The organism is Leucobacter triazinivorans (genome assembly GCF_004208635.1).
GTDB classification, from domain to species: domain Bacteria; phylum Actinomycetota; class Actinomycetes; order Actinomycetales; family Microbacteriaceae; genus Leucobacter; species Leucobacter triazinivorans.
Genome location: NZ_CP035806.1, coordinates 1,821,882 through 1,843,189 on the forward strand (window position 1 = coordinate 1,821,882; position 21,308 = coordinate 1,843,189).

Genomic DNA, 21,308 nt, shown 5'->3' on the forward strand with positions numbered 1-21,308 from the left:
CCTCACGACCACACCCGCGCGAGCCGCGCGCGCCGCTCGGCACGCGCCGCGAGCGCCTCCTCCATCGTGACCGGCACGAAGCGCACCCGAGCTCCCGGCGACATCCTGGCGAAGAGATCCATGTCGGCGCTGATGACGGTGGCCGCCTGCGCGTACCCGCCGCCGGAGACCGCGTCGTAGTGGAGCACGATGGGCTGCGTGCCGCCCGGGATCTGGATCGATCCGACGGGATACCCGGCATCGGTGATGTTGGAGGGGTCCTGGCCGGCGCCGAACGGCTGCGCCTCCTCTTTCCAGGCGGCCCCCGGCCCGTCGAAGCGCAGCCCCATACGGTCGGCCACCGGGGTGAGCGTCCACTCGGCCTCGATGAGGTTCCGCAGTCCCGCATCGGTGAGCTTGTGGTCGTAGAGCCCCAGCATCACGCGCACCTCGACCTGCTGGTCGTAGCTCGGCAGCAGGTCGTCCGAGATCCGCTCGACCCGCGGCAGCGCCTCCTCCGCGCGGGCGCCCACGGGCAGCACGTCTCCCGCGGCGAGCGCTCGCCCGTCGACGCCGCCGATGCGGCCGATGGGGTAGGTGGAACGCGACCCGAGGGCCAGGGGCACGTCGATGCCGCCCGCGATCGCGATGAAGAACTTCGCGCCGCCTCGGATGACTCCGAACGACAGCTCGTCGCCGGCGCGCAGCTCCAGCCGCTCGTGCTGCGGGGCCGGCTCGCCGTTGACGAGCACGTCGACCGGCGCTCCGGTCACCGCGATGACCGCGTCTGCGTCGGTGACCAGCTTGGGTCCGAGGTACGTGCACTCGAGCACGGCCTCCTCCGGGGTGTTCCCGACGAGCCGGTTGCCGATGGCTGCCGAGTACTGGTCCATCGCGCCGCCCTGCGGAATGCCGAAGCGGTAGTAGCCGAAGCGCCCGCGGTCCTGCACCGTGGTCGCGAGCCCGGGGGTGATGATCTCAAGCGACATCGAGTGCCTCCAGAAGTGAGCGGTTGTGCCCTTCGAGGTCGGCGAGGGCCTCGGCGAGCGAGAAGGTGACCCGCGCCTGCCGGTACCGGTAGGTTCCGGCGTCGACCTGGGCCTGGATCTCGCGGTACTCCGCCTCGTCGATCGGCCGGTACTTCACGATGTCGCCGGTGCGGAATAGCACGGAGAAGTCGCCGAAGTCCGCGAGCCGCCGATCGGGGTCGTAGATGGGGGCGGGCGCGATCCCGAGCATCTGATAGCCGCCCGCCCCGCGCACCGAGTAGTGGGCCGTGAAGCAGCCGCCGTATCCGACGGTCAGCGGCGGGGTGTCGGTGCGGGGGCTCAGGTACTTCGGCACCTCGAGCTGCTCCGCCTGGGGCGCGAGCTGGAAGAGGAACGGCAGCCCCGCGACGAATCCGACCATCGACACGATCCACGGCCGCTCGTGGTGCCTCCGGATGAACTCCTGCGCATCGGCGAGCCCGTTCACCGCGGCGGCGTAGTCGAGGTCGGTGCCGCTGGGATCCTGATGATACCCCTCACGGAACCGCTCGGCGGTCTCGCGGGTGTACGGATCGTCGTACCAGACCGGCACCTCGATGATGCGGGTCTCGAGCACCCCGCCCGAGACCTGTCGCACCTGCGTCTCGAGCTCGCGCACCGCACGCTCCAGCTCGGTGTGGGGCAGCTCGTCGGGATCGAAGCGGATCAGCAGCGACGCGTTGGCCGGGCAGATGTCGACGATCCCCGGCAGGTCGCGCTGCTCGAGGCCGACCGCGATCGAGTTCGACACGAAGTTGGCCTCGAGCGACATGTCCGGGGCGATCTCGACGACGAGGAACTCGTCGCCGCCCCAGGTGTATCGGGCATGATCTGGCAGGGTCATACTGGCTCTCCCAACAGGCCGGGCACGGACTCGATGTAGGTCGTGTGGTGGCGCGCCGCGGCGAAGTCGTCGAGCGCGATGAGGCGCCGCATGAGCGGCACGGTGCTCTTGATGCCCGTGATCTCGATCTCGGCGAGCGCGCGGGCCGAGCGGGCCAGCGCCCGCTCGCGATCCTCGTCCCACACGATCAGCTTGCCGAGCAGCGAGTCGTAGAACGGCATCACCGTCTGACCGGCGGAGAAGCCGAAGTCGCTGCGCACCCCGGGCCCCCCCGAGAGCTCCAGAGCGTCGATGCGGCCGGGGCTCGGCATGAACCGGTTGTCGGGATCCTCGGCGTTGATGCGGAACTCGAAGGCGTGCCCCTGGAACGAGATGTCGTCCTGCGTGTATCCGAGTTTCTCGCCCGCCGCGACGCGCAGCTGCTCGCGCACGAGGTCGATCCCCGCGATGGCCTCGCTGATGGGGTGCTCCACCTGCAGGCGCGTGTTCATCTCGATGAACGCGATCTCCTGACGATCGGGGTCGTAGAGGAACTCGACGGTGCCGGCCCCCGCGTAGCGGGACTGGCGTGCCAGCTCGACCGAGGTGTCGCGCATGCGCCGGCGCAGGTGATCCGGCAGGCCCGGCGCGGGCGCCTCTTCGATGACCTTCTGCTGGCGGCGCTGCATCGAGCAGTCCCGGTCGCCCAGATGCACCCAGGTCTCGCCGTCTCCGAGGATCTGCACCTCGACGTGACGCGCGCGGGTGACGAATCGCTCGAAGTAGACCTCGTTGGAGTTGAAGGCGGCGAGCGCCTCGGCGCGCGCCACCTCGACGGTGGCCCGGACCTCAGCGCGGGAGTCGATGCGCCGGATGCCGCGGCCGCCGCCGCCGGCGGAGGCCTTCACGACGAGCGGGTAGCCGATGCCGTCGGCCACGGCCTCGATATCGCCGGTGAGGTCGAGCACCCCGTCGGTGCCGGCGAGCACCGGCACGCCGGCGTCGATCGCGGCCTGACGCGCACGCGACTTGTCGCCCATCAGCAGGATGGTCTCCGGATCGGGACCCACCCACGTGTACCCGGCGTCGATGACCTTGCGGGCGAAGTCGGCGTTCTCAGACAGGAAGCCGTAGCCCGGGTGGATCGCGTCGGCGCCGGTCTGCGCCGCGGCGGCGAGCACCGCGTCGTGATTGAGGTAGCTCAGGCCCGCGGGCGCCGGGCCGATGACGACGGACTCGTCGGCCAGCCGTTCCGCGTTCGAGCCGCGGTCGGCCTCGCTCACCACAGCGACCGTGGCGATGCCCATCTCACGCGCGGCTCGGATGACGCGCACGGCGATCTCGCCCCGGTTGGCGATCAGCAGCTTCTTCACGATCGGGCTCCTTCGCGCCCGGTGCCGAGGAGCGGCATCATGCCTCGCCCGCCTCGATCGTGGCGATCACGTCGCCGGGGCCGACCATGCCGTTGTCCTCGACGTCGAAGGACCGGATCACCCCCGCGCTCTCGCTGCGCACCTCGGTGAACTGCTTCATGATCTCGATGACGCCGATGGTCTGCCCGGCCTCGACCGTGTCGCCGACCTCGACGAAGGGGGCCTTGTCGGGTGCGGGTCGGCGGTAGAAGATGCCCGGGATGGGCGCGATGACCTGTGTACTCATGGGTGCTCGATGCTCCTGCGTGTCGGGGATTGAGGGTCCGGATCGGATCCGGGAGTGGATGGAGGGGTTGCGCGGGCCGCGCCTACGCGTCGTCGACGACCGCGCGCACGGCAGCGGCGACCTCGGCGGCGTTCGGGGTGTCCGAGTGCACGCAGATGCTGCCGAACTCGATCGGCAGCTCGGTGCCGGCGACGGTCACGACGACGCCGTCCACGAGCGCGCGGCGGGCGGTCTCGGCTGCCTTGGCCGGATCCGTCGCGTGCGGCTGCCGCAGGATGATGAGTCCGCCGTCGGCGTCGTAGTCGAGATCGACGTAGAGCTCGCCGACGAACGCGACGCCGGCGCGCTCGGCAGCGCGCTGGTGGGCGGATCCGGCGATCCCGAAGACCGGCACGCCGTAGTCCTCGGCCACGCGCACCGCGCCGGCCATGAGCTCCTCGTCCCGTGCGAGCATGCCGTAGAGCGAGCCGTGCGGCTTGATGTGGTTGAGCGGGAGATCGTGCTTCCTGAGGAAGCCGCTGAGGGCGCCCACCTGATACCGGATGAGGTCTTCCACCTCCTGCGGCGAGAGCCGCATCTCGCGTCGCCCGAAGCCGACGAGATCCGGCAGCCCCGGGTGCGCGCCGACGCGCACGCCGTGCTGCTGCGCGAGGGCGACGGTCGTCTCCATGGCGCCCGGATCGCCGGAGTGGAACCCGCAGGCGACGTTGGCGACGTCGATGATGCCCATGAGCGCCGGGTCGTTGCCGAAGGTGTGCAGGCCAAACGCCTCGCCCATGTCGGAGTTCACTGAGATCGCATCACCGCGTCGTGCTGTCATGGGCTCAAAACTACGTGGAAGCCACCCGAGAGCGTTACTATGCAAACGCAAGAATGTTCCAACCACAATTGTGCACCTGCCAAGGAGCCTGCCATGCGCGTCGCCGATCTGCTGACCGAGCACTCCCTCCAGCTCCGCCTGGAGACCCCCACCGGTCCGAAGCGGCTCGGACAGGAGATCGTGCGCTGCGCGCCCACCGAGCATCTCGATCCCACGCCCTTCCTGGACGCGAACGTGCTGCTGCTCACCTCGGGGATCGGCATGAACTTCACGGAGCAGAGCATCTGGGACGGCTATGTCGAGCGCCTCGCGCGCGTGCCGGTCTCCGCGCTCGCGTTCGCGGTGGGCACGGCGCACGCCACCCTCCCCAGGGGCCTCGTCACCGCGTGCACGAGCCACGACCTCCCCCTGCTCGAGGTGCCGACGACCGTGCCGCTGCTCAAGATCGATCAGCACGTGGAGAACATGCTGCAGGCCGAGCGGATCCAGCTGCTCAACCGCGGCTGGAAGCTCGCCGACGAGTGCGCCAGGCTGGCGAGCCGCGGGGCGGACATCGCGACGCTGCTCGCCACCGTCTACGCGGCGCTGGAGGTGCCGATCGCGGTCTACGACGCCTTCGACTCGCTCATCGCCCAGTATCCCGAGACCGTGACCTGGCGCACCGGCCCGGCTCGCACCGCGCAGCCCGACGTGCTGAACGTGACCCTGCCGATGGGGCTGAGCAATCCGTGCCAGCTGGCCGTGCGGCTGCACCGCTCGGCGGCAGAGGCGGAGTCGCTGCTCGCACCGGTGACCTCGATCCTCGCGCTCCATCTCAATCGCTCGGTCGCGGTCGACGCGGGCAAGCACCAGGACATGCTGCGCTTCGTCAACCGCTGCGTCGCCTGGTCGGAGTCGACCCGCAGCGATGTCGCCAACGCGTTCCACGAGCTCGGCCTCAGCCGCCGCGCGGAGTCGGCGCTCGTGGTCGCCGACATGAGCGGCGAGCACGCGGCGGCCTCCTGGAAGCTGCGCGTGGCGCTGCACGACGCCTTTCACGACGTGCGCGTCGCCGAACTCGACGAGCGCCTGATCGCCGTGGCGCAGTTCCCGCGCGAGGGCTTCCCCGAGGCGGCTGAGCAGCTGCTCCGCACCCGGCCCGATCTGCCCCTCGTCTTCCGCGGCCCCACGCGCACGATCGACGAGCTGCGCATCGCACTCGTGCACGCCCTCGACCTGGTGCGGCACACCGACGTGCCCGTGGTGGCCCCGGCGCTCGGCCTCAGCGCCGTCGTCGCCGCTGCGGCGGGACGGGGCGCGCGCGAGTCGGCCGAGCACTTCCTCGCCCCGCTCATCGCCCACGACGGGCAGCGCACCACCGAGCTGCTGCCCACGCTCCGTGCCTGGTTGCGCAACGACGCTCAGCCGTCGCGCACCTGCGACGAGCTGTTCATCCACCGCAATTCGCTCAGCTACCGGCTGCGCCGCATCGAGCAGATCCTCGGCCTGTCCCTCGACACCCTCGACGGCAAGGCGACCTGCCTCATGGCACTGCGGCTGGTGGAGCTCGAGCCGTACTAGGCGACGGGCGGCGCGCGACGGGGACGGTCCGCCGGTCGAACGCACGTCGACGCGCAGCGCTCGCCCCGCGAGCCCGTCATCCTGCGCGACGGAGGAGTCGCAGGATCCAACGGTGGATCCTGCGACTCGCCCCGCTCCCGCTGCCTGACGGGGCCCCTACGAGACCACCTTGATCAGTCCCGTGCGGCTCGTCGGATGCGTGCGCCACAGGATCGCGTAGATCGCTCCCGCGGAGAGTGCGGTGAGGATCGGGCCCCAGGTGGCGCCGACGCCGGCGAGCCCGGGATCGATCGACCCCAGCTGCAGCATCACGATGCCGATCACCGTGGCGACCGCCCACGCCACGAGGCCGTTGCTGTTGAAGGCCCGGTAGTGCTTGTCCTCGATCGCGGCGTGCTCCTGGTTGCGCCCGCGGTCGAGAAGCACGTGGGTGAGCGCGATGGCCACCCAGGCGGTGACGAGCACGCCCTGCCAGGCGAGCGCCAGGAGCAGGTACTGCACGATGGGCAGGAGCATCAGGAGGAAGATGATCAGCGATGAGACGAGCACCCACGCGATGTTGGGCATGCGCACCCGCAGCACTCGTTCGCCGAACGACTTCAGGTTGGCCGCACCCAGGTAGTAGTTCGCCGTGTTGATGCGGGTCTGCGAGGCGATGATCACCACGAGCCCGAACACGCCCATGAGCGAGACGAGGCCGCCGGCGAGGCCGGTCTCCGAGGCCTCGATACCGGGGATGGTGAAGGTGAGGAAGATGCCGACGAGTGCGGCGAATCCGTAGGCGAGCACGTAGAACAGCCAGCCGAAGGTGATGCGCTGATGGAACTTCAGGTCCTTGCGCTTGCCGAGCGCCGCGTAGTCCATCGTGAACATCATGAGGATCCAGACGCCCATGTAGCCGGCGAAGGTGGCCAGCCAGCCGGGCCCGCCCTGCGCGAAGGGCAGCGGCACCTCCGGCGCCTGGGTGAGCCACGCGTCTCCGAAGCCGTAGACCACCCCGGCCCAGATCACGGCGGCGATCAGGCCGAAGAAGTAGAGCGGCATGAGCCAGCCGTTGAGCTTGTCCATGAAGCGGCGCGCTCCGCCGAGGATGAGCGGGGTGGAGTAGATCACCACGATCAGGCTCCACATCCACATCTCGCCGCCGAACGCCGCCATGAAGGCGTAGGCGACGATCGATCCCTCGAACACCGCGTAGTAGATCGCGACGAGCGCGAAGATGATCGTCGCGATCGACGAGCCCGCGGTGCCGAGGATGGTGCGCGAGAACTGCGCGACGGTGGTGCGGTTGTTGATGGCGTACTTCGCGAGCACGGCGTTGATGATGCCGTAGCAGATGATGGTCAGCACGATGCCGATGATGGCGTTGAGGGTGCCGTATGCCACGGCCATGGCGGCGCCGATGTAGACGAAGAAGAACGCGCTGGCGACGCCGTACCAGGCCATCGCGAGCGAGCCGCGGCTCATCTGATCGTCGTCGTCGCCCTGGCGGGCGAGCGCGTCGGTCGCTTCGACGTCGTCGTTGCTCCCGGTGAGATTGAGGGTCACGATACATACCTCCGTTGGTATTTCGAGCACTGCACGGCGACACGTCCGCGCAGCGGGGCGCAGAGCGGGCGGCAGTCTGGGGGTCGCCTCGGCGGGGGCCGGGCGATGCCGGGCCGGTGCGCCGGGTGCAGCGCACTGACACTTCATTCTGATGAGGGGCGCGGGCGAAGAGTACTGTGCATGGGCCGGAAAATCGGACGACTTCTCTGTCGTCTGCATAACGCCTGCGCACAGCGGGTCCTCGCGTCGCTCCGCCGAACGGCGGACGGGGATGCACAGCCGAGGGCCCGTGTCCGGTCACGGCCCCGGGGCGTGCGCCCGGACGATGCCCGGCCGGATCACGGCCGGGGAGGGGGGCGCGGTCCGTCGACCGCGCCCCCGGCGGCCGCCCCCGCGTCCGAGAGCGGCCTCGGGCTCAACTCCAGTGGGTCGCCGAGCGGCGCACCATCTGCTCCCGATGCTGACGCGTCGTCTCTTCGAAGAGCTCGCCGGTGCCCCAGTCGAGGATCACCCCGTGGCGGCGGATCACGTCGAGCAGGTCGATCTCGCCGGCGCGGTACTTCGCCGCGACCTCGGCGGGGTCGGTCTCGAGCCAGGCCGCACGATGCTCGCGAATGCGGGCCCGTTCGGCCGCCGTCGCCTCGCGATCGATCTCGTACCGGTCGAGCTCGGGATCGATCGGGGTGATCACGACCCCGTAGTCGGCCGCCGCGCGGCCGAGGGAGACGTAGCCGTCGATGACGTCCTCGAGCACCTCCTCGGGGGTGCGCTCGAGCGGATCGCCGAAGCCGCCCCCGCCCGCGGAGGGCCGGAAGAACGTGTCGCCGGGCTGCACGGGCACCGAGGAGAAGATCGATCCGAGAAACCTCTCGTTCTCCGTGCCCCGATTGAGCCAGACGCCGTGCGGAATCGACGGCAGACCGCCCTCGATCCCCCAGGTGATCGATCGCGCCCGATCGCAGCAGTAGCTCATCACCGAGGCGTCGGCGTCCGTGAGGGTCCCGCCCTTCTCCACGCCGCATCCGCCGCGGAACCGGCCCGGGCCTCCGGAGTCGGTGCCGATGCTGTGCATCGTCGTGAGCACCGGCGTCAGTCGCTCCTGCCCCTCGCACGCCTGCACCGCGAGACCGACGCCGAACACGGGCGCGGTGGCGCTCGAGCCGTCCTTCGAGGAGCGGCCGCCCCAGCCGCCGGCCATCCAGTCGTACCACATGAAGTACGGCGTGCTCTCGCTGCGGGCGTCGCGCCCGCCGACGAGCAGATACTCGAGGTTGAAGGCGCAGGCCATCGCCCGCTCGGGCATGAGCTGCGACCAGATCTCGAAGATGCCGTTCATGAGTTTCTCGTACGGCCCCGAGCAGAATCCCGTGACCGCGTAGGGCCAGCCGGCGTTGACCACCGTGCCCTCCGGCCCGATGTCGGCGGTGACGGCGGCGTAGAAGCCCGAGTTGAGGGGCACGTCCGGGAAGAAGGTCTTCGTCCCGGCGTAGATGGCCGAGAACGTCGTGCCGTACCCCGAGTTGAGGAAGGTGTCGACCACGTCGGCGCTGCCCTCGAGGTTGTAGTGGATGCCCGCTCCGTCGAGGGTCATGCGGATCTTGATCGGCACGAGCCCCTCGGACTTGCCGGGGTCGAGGTCGAGGTAGTCGACGGTCTCCCAGGTGCCCTGCGGCAGCTCGGCGAGGCGGCGGCGCACCGTGCGCTCGACGTAGTCCTGCGTCTCCTGCATCGCGAGCTCGACGGTCTCCGTGCCGTAGCGGTCGACCAGGCGCAGCACCTCCCGCTCGCACACCGCGGTCGCCTCCGACTGCGCATGCAGGTCGCCGAGCGCCTGCTCGGGGGCGCGGGTGTTGGCGACGAGCAGCTGCGCGACGTCGTGCAGGAAGACGCCCTTCGACCACACGCGGACCGGGGTGATCCGCAGGCCCTCGCCGAAGTGCTCCGACGCCGAGACGTCGAACGAGCCGGGCACCTTGCCGCCGATGTCGGCCCAGTGGCCCTTGTTCTGCGCGAAGGCGATGATGCGGCCCTGCGAGAAGATGGGGCGCACGAAGGAGACGTCGTTGAAGTGCGTGCCGCCGCGATACGGGTCGTTGATGGCGAAGACGTCGCCCGGATTGATGTCGTCGCCGAACTGCTCGATCACGGCCTTCGCCTGGAAGTGCAGCGTGCCGACGTGCACGGCGATGTCGCCCGAGCCCTGCATCACGGTGTTGCCAGAGGCGTCGCAGAGCGCCGAGGAGAAGTCGCGGGAGTAGATGACGAAGGAGTAGCAGGTGCGCAGGATCTGCTCGCTCATCAGGTCGACGCTCGTGGCGAAGGCGTTCTTGAGCACCTCGAACGTCACCGGATCGAGCGCGGTCCGCGGCGCGGCGTCGCGGGTCAGCGTGGTGGTGTCACTCATCAGTGGATCTCCTCGAGGTGGATGCGGATGTTGAGCCATTCGTCGATCTCGGCGCGGGTGTACGGGGGCACCACCGTCGTCGAGTCGAGCTGATTGATGATCGCCGGCCCGCTGAACTCGGTGCCCGCGGCGAGCGCGTCGCGGTCGTAGACCGGGGTGTCGAGCCAGCCCGAGACGCCGAAGTAGACCGGGCGGCGCTCCGCCGGAGCGCCCGGAGCCTGCTGCACGGGCTCGGCGGGGCGGAAGGAGGGCTTCGGGATCTTGCCGACCGCGCCGAGGTGCAGCTGGTACACCTCGACGGGCGCGTCGTCCTGGCGGAACGCGAACTCTCGCTCGTACTGCTCGTGGAAGGTGCGCACGGCCTGGGCGAGGGCGCCGGGGCCCGATCCCATCGGCACCTGCAGCGAGCGCCACTGCCCCTGGTAGCGCATCGAGATCTTGCGCTGCAGCATCGCGTTCTCCTCAGAGACCCCCTCGTGGCGCAGCCGGGCGGAGGCCTCGGTCTCCAGCGTCACGAACGCCTGCTCGATACCCTCTTCGTCGGCGCCGGAGGCGAGGCCCGTGTACATCTGCGCGAAGTCGTGCTGGATGTCGACGAGCAGGCACCCCATCGCCGAGGTGACCCCGGGGTTCGGCGGCACGACCACCGTGGGGATGCCGAGCTCTCGGGCCACGTCGGCGCCGTGGAGGGCGCCCGCGCCGCCGAAGGCGAGCAGGGCGAAGTCGCGCGGATCGTAGCCGCGGCGGATCGAGACGAGGCGCACGGCATCGGCCATGTTGGCGTTCGCGACGGCGACGATGGCCTGCGCGGCCTCCTCGAGCCCCATGCCGAGCGGCTCCGCGATGACCCGACGGATGGCCCGCTCGGAGAGCGACCGGTCGAGCTGCTTCACCCCGCCCGCGAGCGAGGTGCCGAGGCGCCCGAGCACCACGTTCGCGTCGGTGTTGGTGGGCTGGTCGCCGCCCGTGCCGTAGCAGGCGGGGCCGGGATCGGCTCCCGCCGACTGGGGGCCGTTGCGCAGGGATCCCGCGATGTCGATGTGGGCCAGCGATCCGCCGCCGGCGCCGATCGTGAGCACCTCGATGGAGGGGAAGATGATCGGGTGGCCGTACTCCACCTGCCACTCCTGGGAGACGCGCAGCTCGCCGTCGGCCACGAGCGCGATGTCGGTCGAGGTGCCGCCCATGTCGAGGCTCACGGCGTTCTCGTATCCGCACTGCTGCGCGATGTGCTTCGCCGAGATGGCGCCCGCCGCGATGCCCGAGGCGGCGAGGCGCACCGGGAACTTCTCGACGAGGCGCGGCGTCATCGATCCCCCGCCGGAGTGCAGCAGCAGCAGGTCGCCTCGGTAGCCGCCGTCGCGCAGGCGGCCGGCGAGCCGGTTCACGTATCCCGAGACGAGCGGCGCGAGCACCGCGTTGGCGACCGCCGTGTTGAAGCGGGGGTACTCGAAGATCTCGGGGAGCACCTCGGCCGAGGTCGAGACCGTCGCGTCCGGGATGACCTCCTCGAGGATCTCGCGCATGCGCGTCTCGTGCGCGGCGTTGGCGTAGGAGTTGAGGAAGCAGACCGCGATGGTCTTGACGCCGCGGCGCCGCAGCAGTTCGGCGAGGTCGCGCGCCTCCGCCTCGTCGAGCGGCGTGATGGTCTTGCCGTCGTAGTCGACGCGCTCGGAGACCTCGAAGCGGTCGCGGCGGCGGATGTAGGGCGCGGACACGTCGTTGTAGGCGTCCCAGAGGTCGTCCTTCGTGCCGTCGCGGATCTCGAGGACGTCGCGGAAGCCCCGGGTGGTCACCAGCGCGGCGGCGGGGAAGTTGCGCGTGATGAGGGCGTTGGTGGCGACGGTGGTGCCGTGGGAGAACAGCGCCACTTCGCCGAGATCGATCTCGCCCCGCTCCACGCCGTTCATCACCGCGACCATCGGATCGCTGGGCGTCGACGGGACCTTCGTCACGCGCATCTGCTGAGTGTCGTCGTCGAAGATGCAGACGTCGGTGAACGTCCCTCCGACATCGACCGCGACACGGACACTGCTCATGGGCTCCTCCTGGAGTTCGTCGTTGAGTTCCGGATGCCTTCCAGAGTCGCCCTCCGCCCCGGCACGGTCACTAGAGAATACGAAGCTTTCCGTGGATCCCATTGTAGAATCTCCAAAAACCGGGCGGGTTCCAGCCGGGAAACCTCCCGTTCGCACAAGAATCGAGGGCTCGCAGTGACCACTCCCCCCGATCCCGCCGCGGAGGCGGAGCGCCTGCGCACCACCGTCGACATCACCCACGCCCTGCTCTCAGCGGTGTCGTCGCCCGACCCCGTGCACGCGCTGGCCGCGCGCCTCAGCACGCTCTGCCGGGGCACCGCGATCATCTACGACTTCGAGGGGGCGACGGTCGCGAGCGTGGGCGAGGCGCCCGCGCAGCTCATCTGGAACGAGGTCGCCGCCACCCATCGCCGCGAGCTCTCGATCCCGATCGGCCGCTGGCACGTGCGCACCCGGCGGGTATCGCTGCGCGACGGCATCCACGTGATCGCCCTCGCCAGCCGCGGCTCGGAGACCCTCGACCAGATCGGCGAGTTGCTGCTCGACTCCGCCGAGCGCCTGCTCGGCGCCGTCCACGGGATCCAGTACGGCGCATCGCAGCGGGATCGTCGCGACAACGAGCAGCTCATCGCCTCGCTCCACGACGGCATCCTGCCCGCCCGCGAGCACCGCTTCTGGAGCCAGCTCGCGCAGTTCCGCTTTCCCGCCTACGCCCCCGTGCGCGCGCTCGAGCTCGCTCCCGTCGACGCGTCCTCCGCGAGCGAGGCGCACCTGACGCAGCTGATCGGCCGCGCCCGCTCGGACGACCTGCCGTTCCTCACCATGCTGCGCCGCGTCGACATGGACTCGCCGTCGACGATCGCGGCGATCGTGCCGGCGTCGGCGGCGAGCGAGCACTGGATCGGCGCCGTCGCTCAGCACTTCCTCGTGGGCGCCTCGGCACCGTTCTCCGCACTGTCCCAGGTGCCGGTCTGCGTGCGCGAGGCCGAGACGGGCCTCGGCATCGCACGCCAGTGGGCCTCGGCCTCCGCATCCCCTGAGGCGCCGGCGCCCGTGCTCATCGATCGCATCGACCTCACGACGTGGCTGCTGTCGCACGTGGACCCCCGCCAGCTCGAAGAGCGCATCGCCCGCACCCTCGAGCCCCTCGGCTCCCGGCAGCTGCGCGACACGCTCACCACCTACCTGGCCGCCGAGCAGAACATCGCCCGCACCGCCGACGCGCTCTTCGTGCACCCCAACACGGTGCGGTACCGGCTCGGCCGCGTCGAGGAGGCGCTCGGTCGCCCCATCTCCTCGGCGCTCGCGCTGACGAATCTGGCGCTCGCGCTGCACCCGGAGCTCATCGGCCGCGCGGCGGAGCTGGACCGCGCGCACGCGGAGCAGGCCGCCCCGTAAGCTGAGGGGCGAGCGCCCCGCGCACGCGGGGCCCGACGTCGAGGAGGACCATGAGCACCGGATCGCACGGAGACATCCAGCTCGAGAACGAGCACTTCAGGGTCACGCGGTGGACCATCCAGCCGGGCGGCGCGATCCCGATGCACCGTCATGAGCACGAGTACGTCGTGGTGCCGCTCGTCACCGACACGATGCACGTGACCAACGCCGACGGCAGCGAGATCGTGGCCGAGCTCGTCGCCGGGCAGAGCTACACCCGGCCCGCGGGTTCCGAGCACCGGGTGGAGAACCGCACCTCCGACGCGCCCGTCGTGTTCGTCGAGGTGGAGCGGCTCGCATGAGCGGCCTCGCGGTGCGGTTCGCGACCGACGGCGATCGCGACGCGTGGGAATCGCTCTACCGGGGGTACCGCGACTTCTACGAGAAGCCGCACGACCCCGCGGTCTTCGACACCGTGTGGGCCTGGCTCATGGACCCCGCTCACGAGACCCGATGCCTCATCGCCGAGGTCGACGGCCGACCCGTGGGGCTCGGGCACTTCCGTCGTTTCGCGCGCCCCATCGACGGCGGGCAGGGCCTGTACCTCGACGACCTCTTCACCGCCCCGGCGGCGCGCGGCACGGGGGCGGCGTCGGCGATCCTGCACCGCCTCGCCGAGATCGCGCGCGACGAGGGCGCCGCGCTGGTGCGCTGGATCACCGCCGAGAACAACACCACCGCACGCAGCCTGTACGACCGCCTCGCCGCGCAGACCCCCTGGGTCACCTACGATCTGAGGCCGGCCGACTGACCGCGCCGGGTGAGCGGAGCGCAGCATTCAGCCACGCGCGCTCACCCGCGCAGGCGCTCGGTGCCTCCGGTGGCCGCCGTGCGGCCGTGCACGACGGGCCGTCCCTCCCCGTCGACGGCCACGAACACGATGCTCTCGAGGGTGAGCACCTCCTGCCCGGTGACCGCGTTCTCGACGCGGCACGCGAGCGTGATCGAGGTGCGCCCGAAACCGACCACCCGGTACTCGAGCTCGAGCAGGTCGCCGCGGTCGGCCCGCGCCGCGAAGTCGATCTCGGACATGTGCCGCGTCACCACGTCGATCGTGCCGAGCTGCGTCACCGCGACGATCGCGGCCTCCTCGTCCACCCACTGCAGCAGGCGCCCGCCGAAGAGCGCTCCGTGCTGGTTGAGATCCTCGGGTTTGACCCACTTGCGCACGATATGCCGGTAGTCGCTCATGCCCGCCAGCCTACGCGGCGGGCGACCGCCCGGCGCGTCCGCCCGGGCGGTCACGCGCGCGGGAACACCGGCGGGAACAGCTCCTCCTCGCTCGAGCCGGTGGGCCCGGCGAGCGCGTCGCGCTCGGGATAGGCGGCGCGCAGCTTCTCGAAGATGCGCTGGCCCTCGGCCCGCAGCGCTCGCGCGTCGACGCCGGGGATCTCGCCGTCCCGCATCACCGCACGCCCCCGCACCATGCTGAAGCGCGCGTCGCGACCCGTGCCGGCGAGCGTCAGCGTGCGCAGGGGATCGTCGATCGCGCCCATGCGCAGATCGGCCAGCGAGAACGCCACGAGATCGGCCGCGGCCCCGGGCGCGATGCGGCCGAGATCCGGGCGCCGCAGCGCACGCGCGCCGCCCAGCGTCGCCGCCTCCACGTACTCGGCGAGCAGACCGCGGCCGAGATCACCGTGCTGCGCCTTCGAGAGCTGCACCCCCGTGTCGATCGCGCGGACGAGGTCGGGCGGGAACGAGTCGGTGCCGAGCGCCACGTTCACGCCGGCGTCGAGGTACTGCGAGAGCCGTTCGAGCCAGAAGGCGTAGCGCGCGTTGGTGAGCGGGCAGTGCGCGATGCTGACGCCGGCCGCGGCGAGCCGCGCGAGATCGCCGCGATCCTCGCCGTGCACGTCGGGGTGCACGTCGAGGTAGACGCCGTGCGCCAGGATCAGCCGCTCGTTCAGCAGGCCGCTGCGCTCGAGCAGGCCGAGCGGCGTCGTGCCGCGCTCCCGCTCCAGAACGCCGATCTCCGACTCGAGCCCCTGCGTCGCGTGCGCGCGCACGAGCACGTCGCGCTCGGCCGAGACGCGCCCGGTCGCGGCGAGGATCGCGTCGCTCACGGTCTCCACCCGGCACGGCACGAGCACGCCGGTGACGAGCGGATCGTCGAGCGCCGCGACCGTGTCGAGAAAGCGCACGGCATCGGCGAACGCCGCCTCGCCCCGCGCCTCATCCCAGTGGATCCCGTGCGAGCCGTCGGGACGCGTCACGTGCACCCCCGAGCGGTAGGACGGGCCGAGGAAGGTGCGGATCCCGAGCCCGCTCGCGGTGCGGGCCGTGTCGAGCAGGTCGTCGTGGGTCTCGGCCCACGCGCCGTGGATCTCGGTGGAGATCGGCATCGCGGTCGTTATGCCGTGCAGGATCAGCTGCACGAGCCCGTACCGCCGCAGCGCGCTGCGCTCGGCCGGCGTCAGCACCTCGCGCGGGGCGCGGGCGTACGCCTCCGACCACTCCAGGCGCGCCTCGTGCGCCGGCCCCCACCACGAGTCGAGCAGCAGGTGGTCGATGTCGACGAGCCCCTCGAGATCGATGAGGCCGGGCAGGAGCAGGCTCTCGCCCAGGTCGATGGTCTCGTCGGCCCCGACCTCGAGCCGGCGCGCGGCAGCCCCCGAGGCCACCGCCTCGATGCGCTCGCCGCGCACGAGCACCGTCGCGTCGCGCAGCTCCACGAAACCCGGCCCGCCCGGGCGATCCTCGTCGCACGCGATGACGAAGGCCGCGCGGAGAGCCGTCGCCCCCGTCGCCCCGTGCCCGGCGCTCACGATGCGAGCTTCTCTCGCCGCACCGGCCTCCAGCCCGGCCCGGGCACCGCCGCCCGCAGCGTGCGCGTGTAGGGGTGGGTCGGTTGCGCGAGCAGCTCCGAGGTGACGCCCGCGTCGACGACCCGGCCGTTCTCCATCACGATCATGCGATCCGAGATCTGGTTGACCACCGCGAGATCGTGCGAGATGAACAGGTAGCTCACGCGCCGCTCCGCCTTGATGTCGGCGAGCAGGTTGAGGATCTGCGCCTGGATGGACACGTCGAGCGCGGCGACCGCCTCGTCGAGCACGATGACGCCGGGGTCTGCGGCGAGCGCGCGGGCGATCGCCACGCGCTGGCGCTGCCCGCCCGAGAGCTCGCGGGGGAAGCGATCGAAGAAGCGCTCGGGGAGGCCCACGGCGTCGAGGATCTCCTGCGCCTGTCGGCGCAGCTCGCGCGCCGATCCGACTCGGCCCTCGGCGTGCAGCCGCAGGTTGGAGAGGATCACCTCCCCGACCCGCTGCCGGCCGTTGAGCGACGAGTACGGATCCTGGAACACGTACTGCACCTCGCGCGCCCGGCGCCGACGATCCCGCAGGTGGGTCGGAGGCGCCGAGCGATCCTCGCCCGCGACGGTCACCGCGCCCGAGGTCAGGCGCTCCAGGCCGACGATCATGCGGGCCACCGTGGTCTTGCCAGATCCCGATTCCCCCACGATCGCGAGGCACTCGTCGGGGAGCAGTTCGAAGGAGACCCCGTCGACCGCGACGACATCCTCGCCCTTCGTGCCGCGCGGCGCCGGGAAGACCTTGCGCAGCTCGGTCGCGCTGATGAGCGGCTCGCCGCCCGTGATCCGTGCGTTCATCCCGCGGCCCTCGCCTTCAGCTCTTCGTGCAGTTCCTGGGTGTACTCGAGCACCGGCAGGCGTTCCAGGCGCTCGTCGATGCTCGGCCGCGCCCCCAGCAGCTCGACGGTGTACGGGTGGGTCGGCGCGTCGTAGACGTGCGCTCCCTGCTCCACGATCTCACCCGCGTACATGACCGCGAGTCGGTCGCAGCAGGCGTTCGCGAGCTCGAGGTCGTGGGTGATGAAGAGCAGCGAGAGCCCCCGCGCCCGGCGCTGCTCGTCGAGGATCGCCATGACGTCGGACTGGGCGGTGACGTCGAGCGCGGTGGTCGGCTCGTCTGCGAGGATGAGCTTCGGCTCGGCCAGCAGCACGCTCGCGATCATCACCCGCTGCAGCAGGCCGCCCGACAGCTCGTGCGGGTACTGCCGCAGACGGCCCTCGGCGTTGCGCACGCCGACCTCGTCGAGCAGTTGCACGGCGCGGCGCTCGGCCTCGTCGAGCTTCACCCCGCGATCGCGCACGAGCGCCTCGGTGAGGAAGTCGCCGACCGTGTGCACGGGATTCACGTGCGCCCGCGGGTCCTGGAAGATCATGCCGACGTCGGTGGCGCGGAACCGGCGCAGGCGCTCGCGGTTCATGCCGAGCACCGACTCCCCGGCGAAGCGGATGTCGCCGCGCACCCGGAAGCCCTTCGCCAGCATGCGCATCACCGCACGGGTGGTGAGCGACTTGCCCGAACCCGACTCGCCGACGAGGCCGAGCGCCTCGCCCCGGCCGAGGGTGAGGCTCACCCCGTTCAGCAGATCGAGACGCCGGTACTTGGTGACGAGGCTGGCGTGCAGATCCTCGATCTCGAGCAGTGGTTCGCTCATCGGATGCTCCTTGCGTTCGAGGTGAGGCGATCGCCGATCACCGTGATGCTCCAGACGATCAGCACGATCGCGAGGCCCGCGCTGACCGCCTCGGCCGGCTGCCCGCGCAGCACGGAATCGAAGCCGCTCTTCACCATGAGGCCGAGATCGGCGGTCGGCGGCTGCACGCCGAGTCCCAGGAAAGAGACGGCCGCGAGGTCGACGACGGCGAAGCCGAGCGACGATACGGCCTGCGCGGTGACGATGGGCTGCACGTTCGGCAGGATCTGCCGGAGGCTGATCCCGAATCCCGACTGCCCCTGCAGCCAGGCGGCCTGCACGTAGGGCATGTTGCGCTCGCGCAGCGCGGCGCCGCGCACCACGCGGGCCACGTAGGGGATGTAGCCGATCGAGAGGCCGACGACCACCGTCATGAGATCCGGCCCGAAGATCGCGACGGCGATGAGGCCGAACACGATGCCGGGCACCGCGAACAGCACGTCGAGCACCCACGAGATCACGGTGTCGACGATGCCGCCGTTCCAGGCCGCGAGCAGCGCGAGCAGCGTGCCGACGACGGTCGCGATGAGGATCACGAGCGTCGGGCCGAGCAGGGTGATCCGGGCGCCCCACATGAGCCGGGACAGCAGGTCCCGGCCGAGGGCGTCGGCGCCGAGCCAGTGCTCGGCGCTCGGACCCGCCAGCGCCGAGAGCAGATCCGGGTGGTTCGGGTCGTAGGGGGCGAGCCACGGCGCCAGCACCGCGACCACCACGATGACGGCGAGCACTCCGCTCGCCACGAGGCCCCACGCGCCGAGACGGCGCGCGAGGAGGGTGGCGAAGCCCGGGTTCTGATTGCGCGCCGCGGTGAGCGCGATTGCTGTGGTGCTCGGCGCGGTCATTGTGTGCTCCCCAGCTTGATGCGCGGATCGATGAGCGTGTAAAGGAAATCGACGATGGCGTTGATGATCACGAAGGTCACGACGAGCACGAGCACCACGGCCTGCACCACGGCGAAGTCGCGCTGCAGGATCGCGCGCACGAGCAGCGACCCGAGGCCGTCGAGCGCGAAGACCGTCTCGACCACCACGGCTCCCGCGATGAGCGTGGCGATCGTGAGCCCCATCACGGTGGTGATCGGGATGAGCGCGTTGCGCAGCACGTGCCGGCGGATCACGAGCGGGGCGCGCAGGCCGCGGGCGACCGCGGTCTGCACGTGCTCCCGCCCCTCCTCCTCGAGCACCGAGGCCCGGGTGATCCTCGCGAGATAGGCCGCGCTCGCGACCGCGAGCGCGACGGCCGGGAGGGTGAGGTGCCAGATCGTGTCGAGCCCTCCCCCACCACTGCCGTTGGTGGGGAACCACCCGGTCCCCACCGCGAAGAGGCTGATGAGCGCCACGCCGATGACGAACGTCGGGGTCGCGAGCCCCAGCGTCGCGACCGTGGTCACGAGCTGATCGACCCAGCCGCCCCGCAGCGAGGCGAGCAGTCCGAGACCGACGCCGACGATCGCGATGAGGATCGTCGCGTAGGCGATGAGCGCCGCCGTGGTGCCGATGCGGCCGGAGAGCAGATCGAGCACGGGCTGCCGGTAGACGATCGAATCGCCGAGGTCGCCCCGGAAGACGTCGCCGAGCCACGCGAAGTAGCGCACGAACAGCGGGTCGTCGAGGTGGTACTGCTCGGTGACACGGGCGATCTGCTCCGGGGTCCCGCCCCGGGGGCCCAGCACGAAGCTGAGCGGGCTCCCGGGGGCGAGATACATCAGCCCGAAGACGATGAAGGAGGTGACGACCAGCACGAGCAGCAGCCCGCCGGTGCGCCGCAGGAGGAACGAGGGAATGGACATCTGACCCTACTCCACCCCTCCGATGGTCGCGGCCCAGGGGTAGCTCAGGTAGGCGGACGACGGGACGGCGCCCGAGATGTCGGAGTTCTGCACCATGATGACGGGCATGAAGTTGAACGGCACCCAGGGCAGGTCGCGGGTGATCTTCTCCTGCGCGGCGATAGTGTGCTCGGCGCGGGCCTCGGGGTCGAGGGTGCGACGCGCCTCCGCGATGTCGTCGCCCGCCGCGTCGTAGCCGGTGAAGTTGCCGGTGCCTTCGGGCGCCAGCGCGACGTAGACGGAGAGCGGATCGGCGAAGTCGCCGTAGTAGGTCGTGAAGAAGCCGTCGAGCCCCTCTCGCGCGGTCTCGTCGAAGTAGAGGTTGCCGAACTGCTCGACCGGGATCACCTGGGTCTCGATGTCGAGGCCGATCGCCTCGCCCGCCGCCTGGATGAGATTGGCGGTCTGCTCGTGCACGGCCGAGGAGCCCTGCACGCCGAGCACGATCTTGCCCGAGACGTCGCCGGCCTCGGCGAGCATCTCCTGAGCCTTCTCGATGTCCGGTTCCGTGCTGAAGCCGTCGAAGGCCTCCTGGAAGAGCGCCGCCTGCGGACCGGTGCCGAAGTAGGCGGGCCCGGTGAGCACGGGTGCCGGTGCGGCCGCACCCTGGAACACGACGTCGCCGATCGCCTGACGGTCGATCGCGGCGAGCAGGGCAGCGCGCACCTCGGGCTTCGAGAACGGCCCCTCGGTGCTGGTCGCGCGCATCGTCCACATCGTGAACGACTCGCCGAAGACGATCTCGGCGTCGCTGCCCTCGATCTGGGTCAGCCCGGCTGGCGGCAGGTAGAAGAACTGCCCGTCGGAATCGCCCGAGCGCAGCGAGTTGATGGCGGTCGACTCATCGGCGATGAAGGTGAAGTCGAGGTTCTCGACCAGCGGCACGAGCTCCGCGTCCCAGTAGTCGGCGTTCTTCTCGAGGCGCAGGTTCTTGCCCGGGTCCCAGCCGGCGAGCGAGAACGGGCCCGAGCACATGAGCCCGCCCTGCGGCGTGCCGAACCGCTCGCCCGCGGCCTCGGCGGCCGCCTGCTGCACGATGGCGCCCGCCGCGCTCGACATCGCCTGCTCGAAGAGGGCGTCGGGCTCCGTGAGGCGCACGGTCACCTCGCGGTCGCCGGTCTTCTCGACCGACTCCACGCTCGAGAAGTAGTCAGCGTAGTACGACGCGCTGTCCGCACCGACCTGGCGGCCGAGGGAGTAGACGACGTCGTCGGCGCTGACCGGGCTCCCGTCCCAGAACGTCGCGTCCGAGCGCAGCGTGTAGACGACGGTGCGCTCATCGGGGTTCTCGACCGATTCGGCCAGGCCGTTCTCGATCTCGAGTTCGGGCGTGAGGCGCATCAGGCTCTCGCAGAGATTCGAGATGACGGTGTTCTCGGCGTAGTTGTAGGTGAACATCGGGTCGAGCGAGAGCGGCTCGTACGGCAGGTTCCACGTGACGGTGTCGACGGGAGCCGTGCCGGCCGGCGTGGTCGTCGCGAGGCTCGAGAAGTCGAGCTCGAAGGCGGCGTCTCCGCCGTCGCCGCCGGACGCGTCGCCGCCGCCTGCTCCGCCCGAGCAGGCGGTGAGGGCGAGTGCGGCAGCGGCTGCCGCGGCGCCGACAATCATGAGGGTTCGTTTGGACACGGGAAACTCCTTCGTTTCGGAGGTCGGTACGGGGTGGTTCGGGTGGTTCAG

Annotated in this window: 19 protein-coding genes; 4 read left to right on the forward strand and 15 right to left on the reverse strand. The window is 70.7% G+C overall.

The genetic code is table 11. The annotated features are described in order from the left end of the window. Nucleotides 1-2 precede the first annotated feature (2 nt). From EVS81_RS08320 to pxpA, 5 genes are all read right to left on the reverse strand, one after another. Complete coding sequence (locus tag EVS81_RS08320; protein ID WP_130109969.1) at nt 3-968, reverse strand: 5-oxoprolinase subunit C family protein; 966 nt, start codon at nt 966-968, stop codon at nt 3-5. Then, nucleotides 958-1,851, reverse strand: coding sequence for a 5-oxoprolinase subunit B family protein (locus EVS81_RS08325; protein ID WP_130109970.1), 894 nt, complete (start codon nt 1,849-1,851; stop codon nt 958-960). The genes EVS81_RS08320 and EVS81_RS08325 overlap by 11 nt, the downstream gene beginning before the upstream one ends. Beyond that, entirely contained in the window at nt 1,848-3,203 is a 1,356-nt protein-coding gene (locus EVS81_RS08330; RefSeq protein ID WP_130109971.1) for an acetyl-CoA carboxylase biotin carboxylase subunit, read from the reverse strand. The genes EVS81_RS08325 and EVS81_RS08330 overlap by 4 nt, the downstream gene beginning before the upstream one ends. Nucleotides 3,204-3,240: 37 nt before the next feature. Continuing rightward, on the reverse strand, nt 3,241-3,489 hold the full coding sequence (locus tag EVS81_RS08335) for an acetyl-CoA carboxylase (RefSeq protein WP_130109972.1): 249 nt from the start codon (nt 3,487-3,489) through the stop codon (nt 3,241-3,243). A gap of 82 nt (nt 3,490-3,571) precedes the next feature. Next, complete coding sequence (gene pxpA / locus EVS81_RS08340) at nt 3,572-4,309, reverse strand: 5-oxoprolinase subunit PxpA (RefSeq protein WP_130109973.1); 738 nt, start codon at nt 4,307-4,309, stop codon at nt 3,572-3,574. 93 nt (nt 4,310-4,402) lie between these two features. Here pxpA and EVS81_RS08345 point away from each other — a divergent pair, with 93 nt between their 5' ends. After that, nucleotides 4,403-5,869 (forward strand): helix-turn-helix domain-containing protein, encoded by a 1,467-nt coding sequence (locus EVS81_RS08345; protein WP_165384216.1) that lies wholly within the window; start codon nt 4,403-4,405, stop codon nt 5,867-5,869. Nucleotides 5,870-6,025: 156 nt separating this feature from the next. Here the strand turns inward: EVS81_RS08345 and EVS81_RS08350 are convergent, their stop codons facing one another. From EVS81_RS08350 to EVS81_RS08360, 3 genes are all read right to left on the reverse strand, one after another. Next, a complete protein-coding gene (locus EVS81_RS08350) occupies nt 6,026-7,417 on the reverse strand; it encodes a purine-cytosine permease family protein (protein ID WP_130109975.1) in 1,392 nt (463 codons plus the stop codon). A 415-nt stretch (nt 7,418-7,832) separates the two neighbouring features. Then, nucleotides 7,833-9,821: a hydantoinase B/oxoprolinase family protein gene (locus tag EVS81_RS08355; RefSeq protein ID WP_130109976.1), complete on the reverse strand. Its 1,989-nt coding sequence runs from the start codon at nt 9,819-9,821 to the stop codon at nt 7,833-7,835. After that, a complete protein-coding gene (locus tag EVS81_RS08360) occupies nt 9,821-11,860 on the reverse strand; it encodes a hydantoinase/oxoprolinase family protein (protein WP_130109977.1) in 2,040 nt (679 codons plus the stop codon). The genes EVS81_RS08355 and EVS81_RS08360 overlap by 1 nt, the downstream gene beginning before the upstream one ends. Nucleotides 11,861-12,034: 174 nt before the next feature. Between EVS81_RS08360 and EVS81_RS08365 the strand changes: the two genes are divergently transcribed. From EVS81_RS08365 to EVS81_RS08375, 3 genes are read left to right on the forward strand one after another with little or no spacing between them, the layout of a single operon-like run. After that, nucleotides 12,035-13,258 (forward strand): PucR family transcriptional regulator, encoded by a 1,224-nt coding sequence (locus tag EVS81_RS08365; protein ID WP_240739785.1) that lies wholly within the window; start codon nt 12,035-12,037, stop codon nt 13,256-13,258. A gap of 50 nt (nt 13,259-13,308) precedes the next feature. After that, complete coding sequence (locus EVS81_RS08370) at nt 13,309-13,599, forward strand: cupin domain-containing protein (protein ID WP_130109979.1); 291 nt, start codon at nt 13,309-13,311, stop codon at nt 13,597-13,599. Further along, on the forward strand, nt 13,596-14,048 hold the full coding sequence (locus tag EVS81_RS08375; protein WP_130109980.1) for a GNAT family N-acetyltransferase: 453 nt from the start codon (nt 13,596-13,598) through the stop codon (nt 14,046-14,048). The genes EVS81_RS08370 and EVS81_RS08375 overlap by 4 nt, the downstream gene beginning before the upstream one ends. A gap of 41 nt (nt 14,049-14,089) precedes the next feature. Here the strand turns inward: EVS81_RS08375 and EVS81_RS08380 are convergent, their stop codons facing one another. Genes EVS81_RS08380 through EVS81_RS08410 form a run of 7 tightly spaced genes read right to left on the reverse strand, consistent with a single transcriptional unit; the run spans nt 14,090 to nt 21,257 of the window. Further along, nucleotides 14,090-14,488 (reverse strand): acyl-CoA thioesterase, encoded by a 399-nt coding sequence (locus EVS81_RS08380; RefSeq protein ID WP_130109981.1) that lies wholly within the window; start codon nt 14,486-14,488, stop codon nt 14,090-14,092. A 50-nt stretch (nt 14,489-14,538) separates the two neighbouring features. Continuing rightward, nucleotides 14,539-16,065, reverse strand: coding sequence for a chlorohydrolase family protein (locus EVS81_RS08385; RefSeq protein ID WP_130109982.1), 1,527 nt, complete (start codon nt 16,063-16,065; stop codon nt 14,539-14,541). Beyond that, entirely contained in the window at nt 16,062-16,910 is an 849-nt protein-coding gene (locus tag EVS81_RS08390; RefSeq protein ID WP_130109983.1) for an ATP-binding cassette domain-containing protein, read from the reverse strand. The genes EVS81_RS08385 and EVS81_RS08390 overlap by 4 nt, the downstream gene beginning before the upstream one ends. Further along, complete coding sequence (locus EVS81_RS08395) at nt 16,907-17,764, reverse strand: ABC transporter ATP-binding protein (protein ID WP_240739786.1); 858 nt, start codon at nt 17,762-17,764, stop codon at nt 16,907-16,909. The genes EVS81_RS08390 and EVS81_RS08395 overlap by 4 nt, the downstream gene beginning before the upstream one ends. After that, complete coding sequence (locus tag EVS81_RS08400) at nt 17,761-18,645, reverse strand: ABC transporter permease (protein ID WP_130109984.1); 885 nt, start codon at nt 18,643-18,645, stop codon at nt 17,761-17,763. The genes EVS81_RS08395 and EVS81_RS08400 overlap by 4 nt, the downstream gene beginning before the upstream one ends. Next, complete coding sequence (locus EVS81_RS08405) at nt 18,642-19,592, reverse strand: ABC transporter permease (protein WP_130109985.1); 951 nt, start codon at nt 19,590-19,592, stop codon at nt 18,642-18,644. Before EVS81_RS08405 ends, EVS81_RS08400 begins: the two co-directional genes overlap by 4 nt. 6 nt (nt 19,593-19,598) lie before the next feature. After that, a complete protein-coding gene (locus EVS81_RS08410) occupies nt 19,599-21,257 on the reverse strand; it encodes an ABC transporter substrate-binding protein (RefSeq protein ID WP_130109986.1) in 1,659 nt (552 codons plus the stop codon). Between the last annotated feature and the right edge of the window lie 51 nt (nt 21,258-21,308).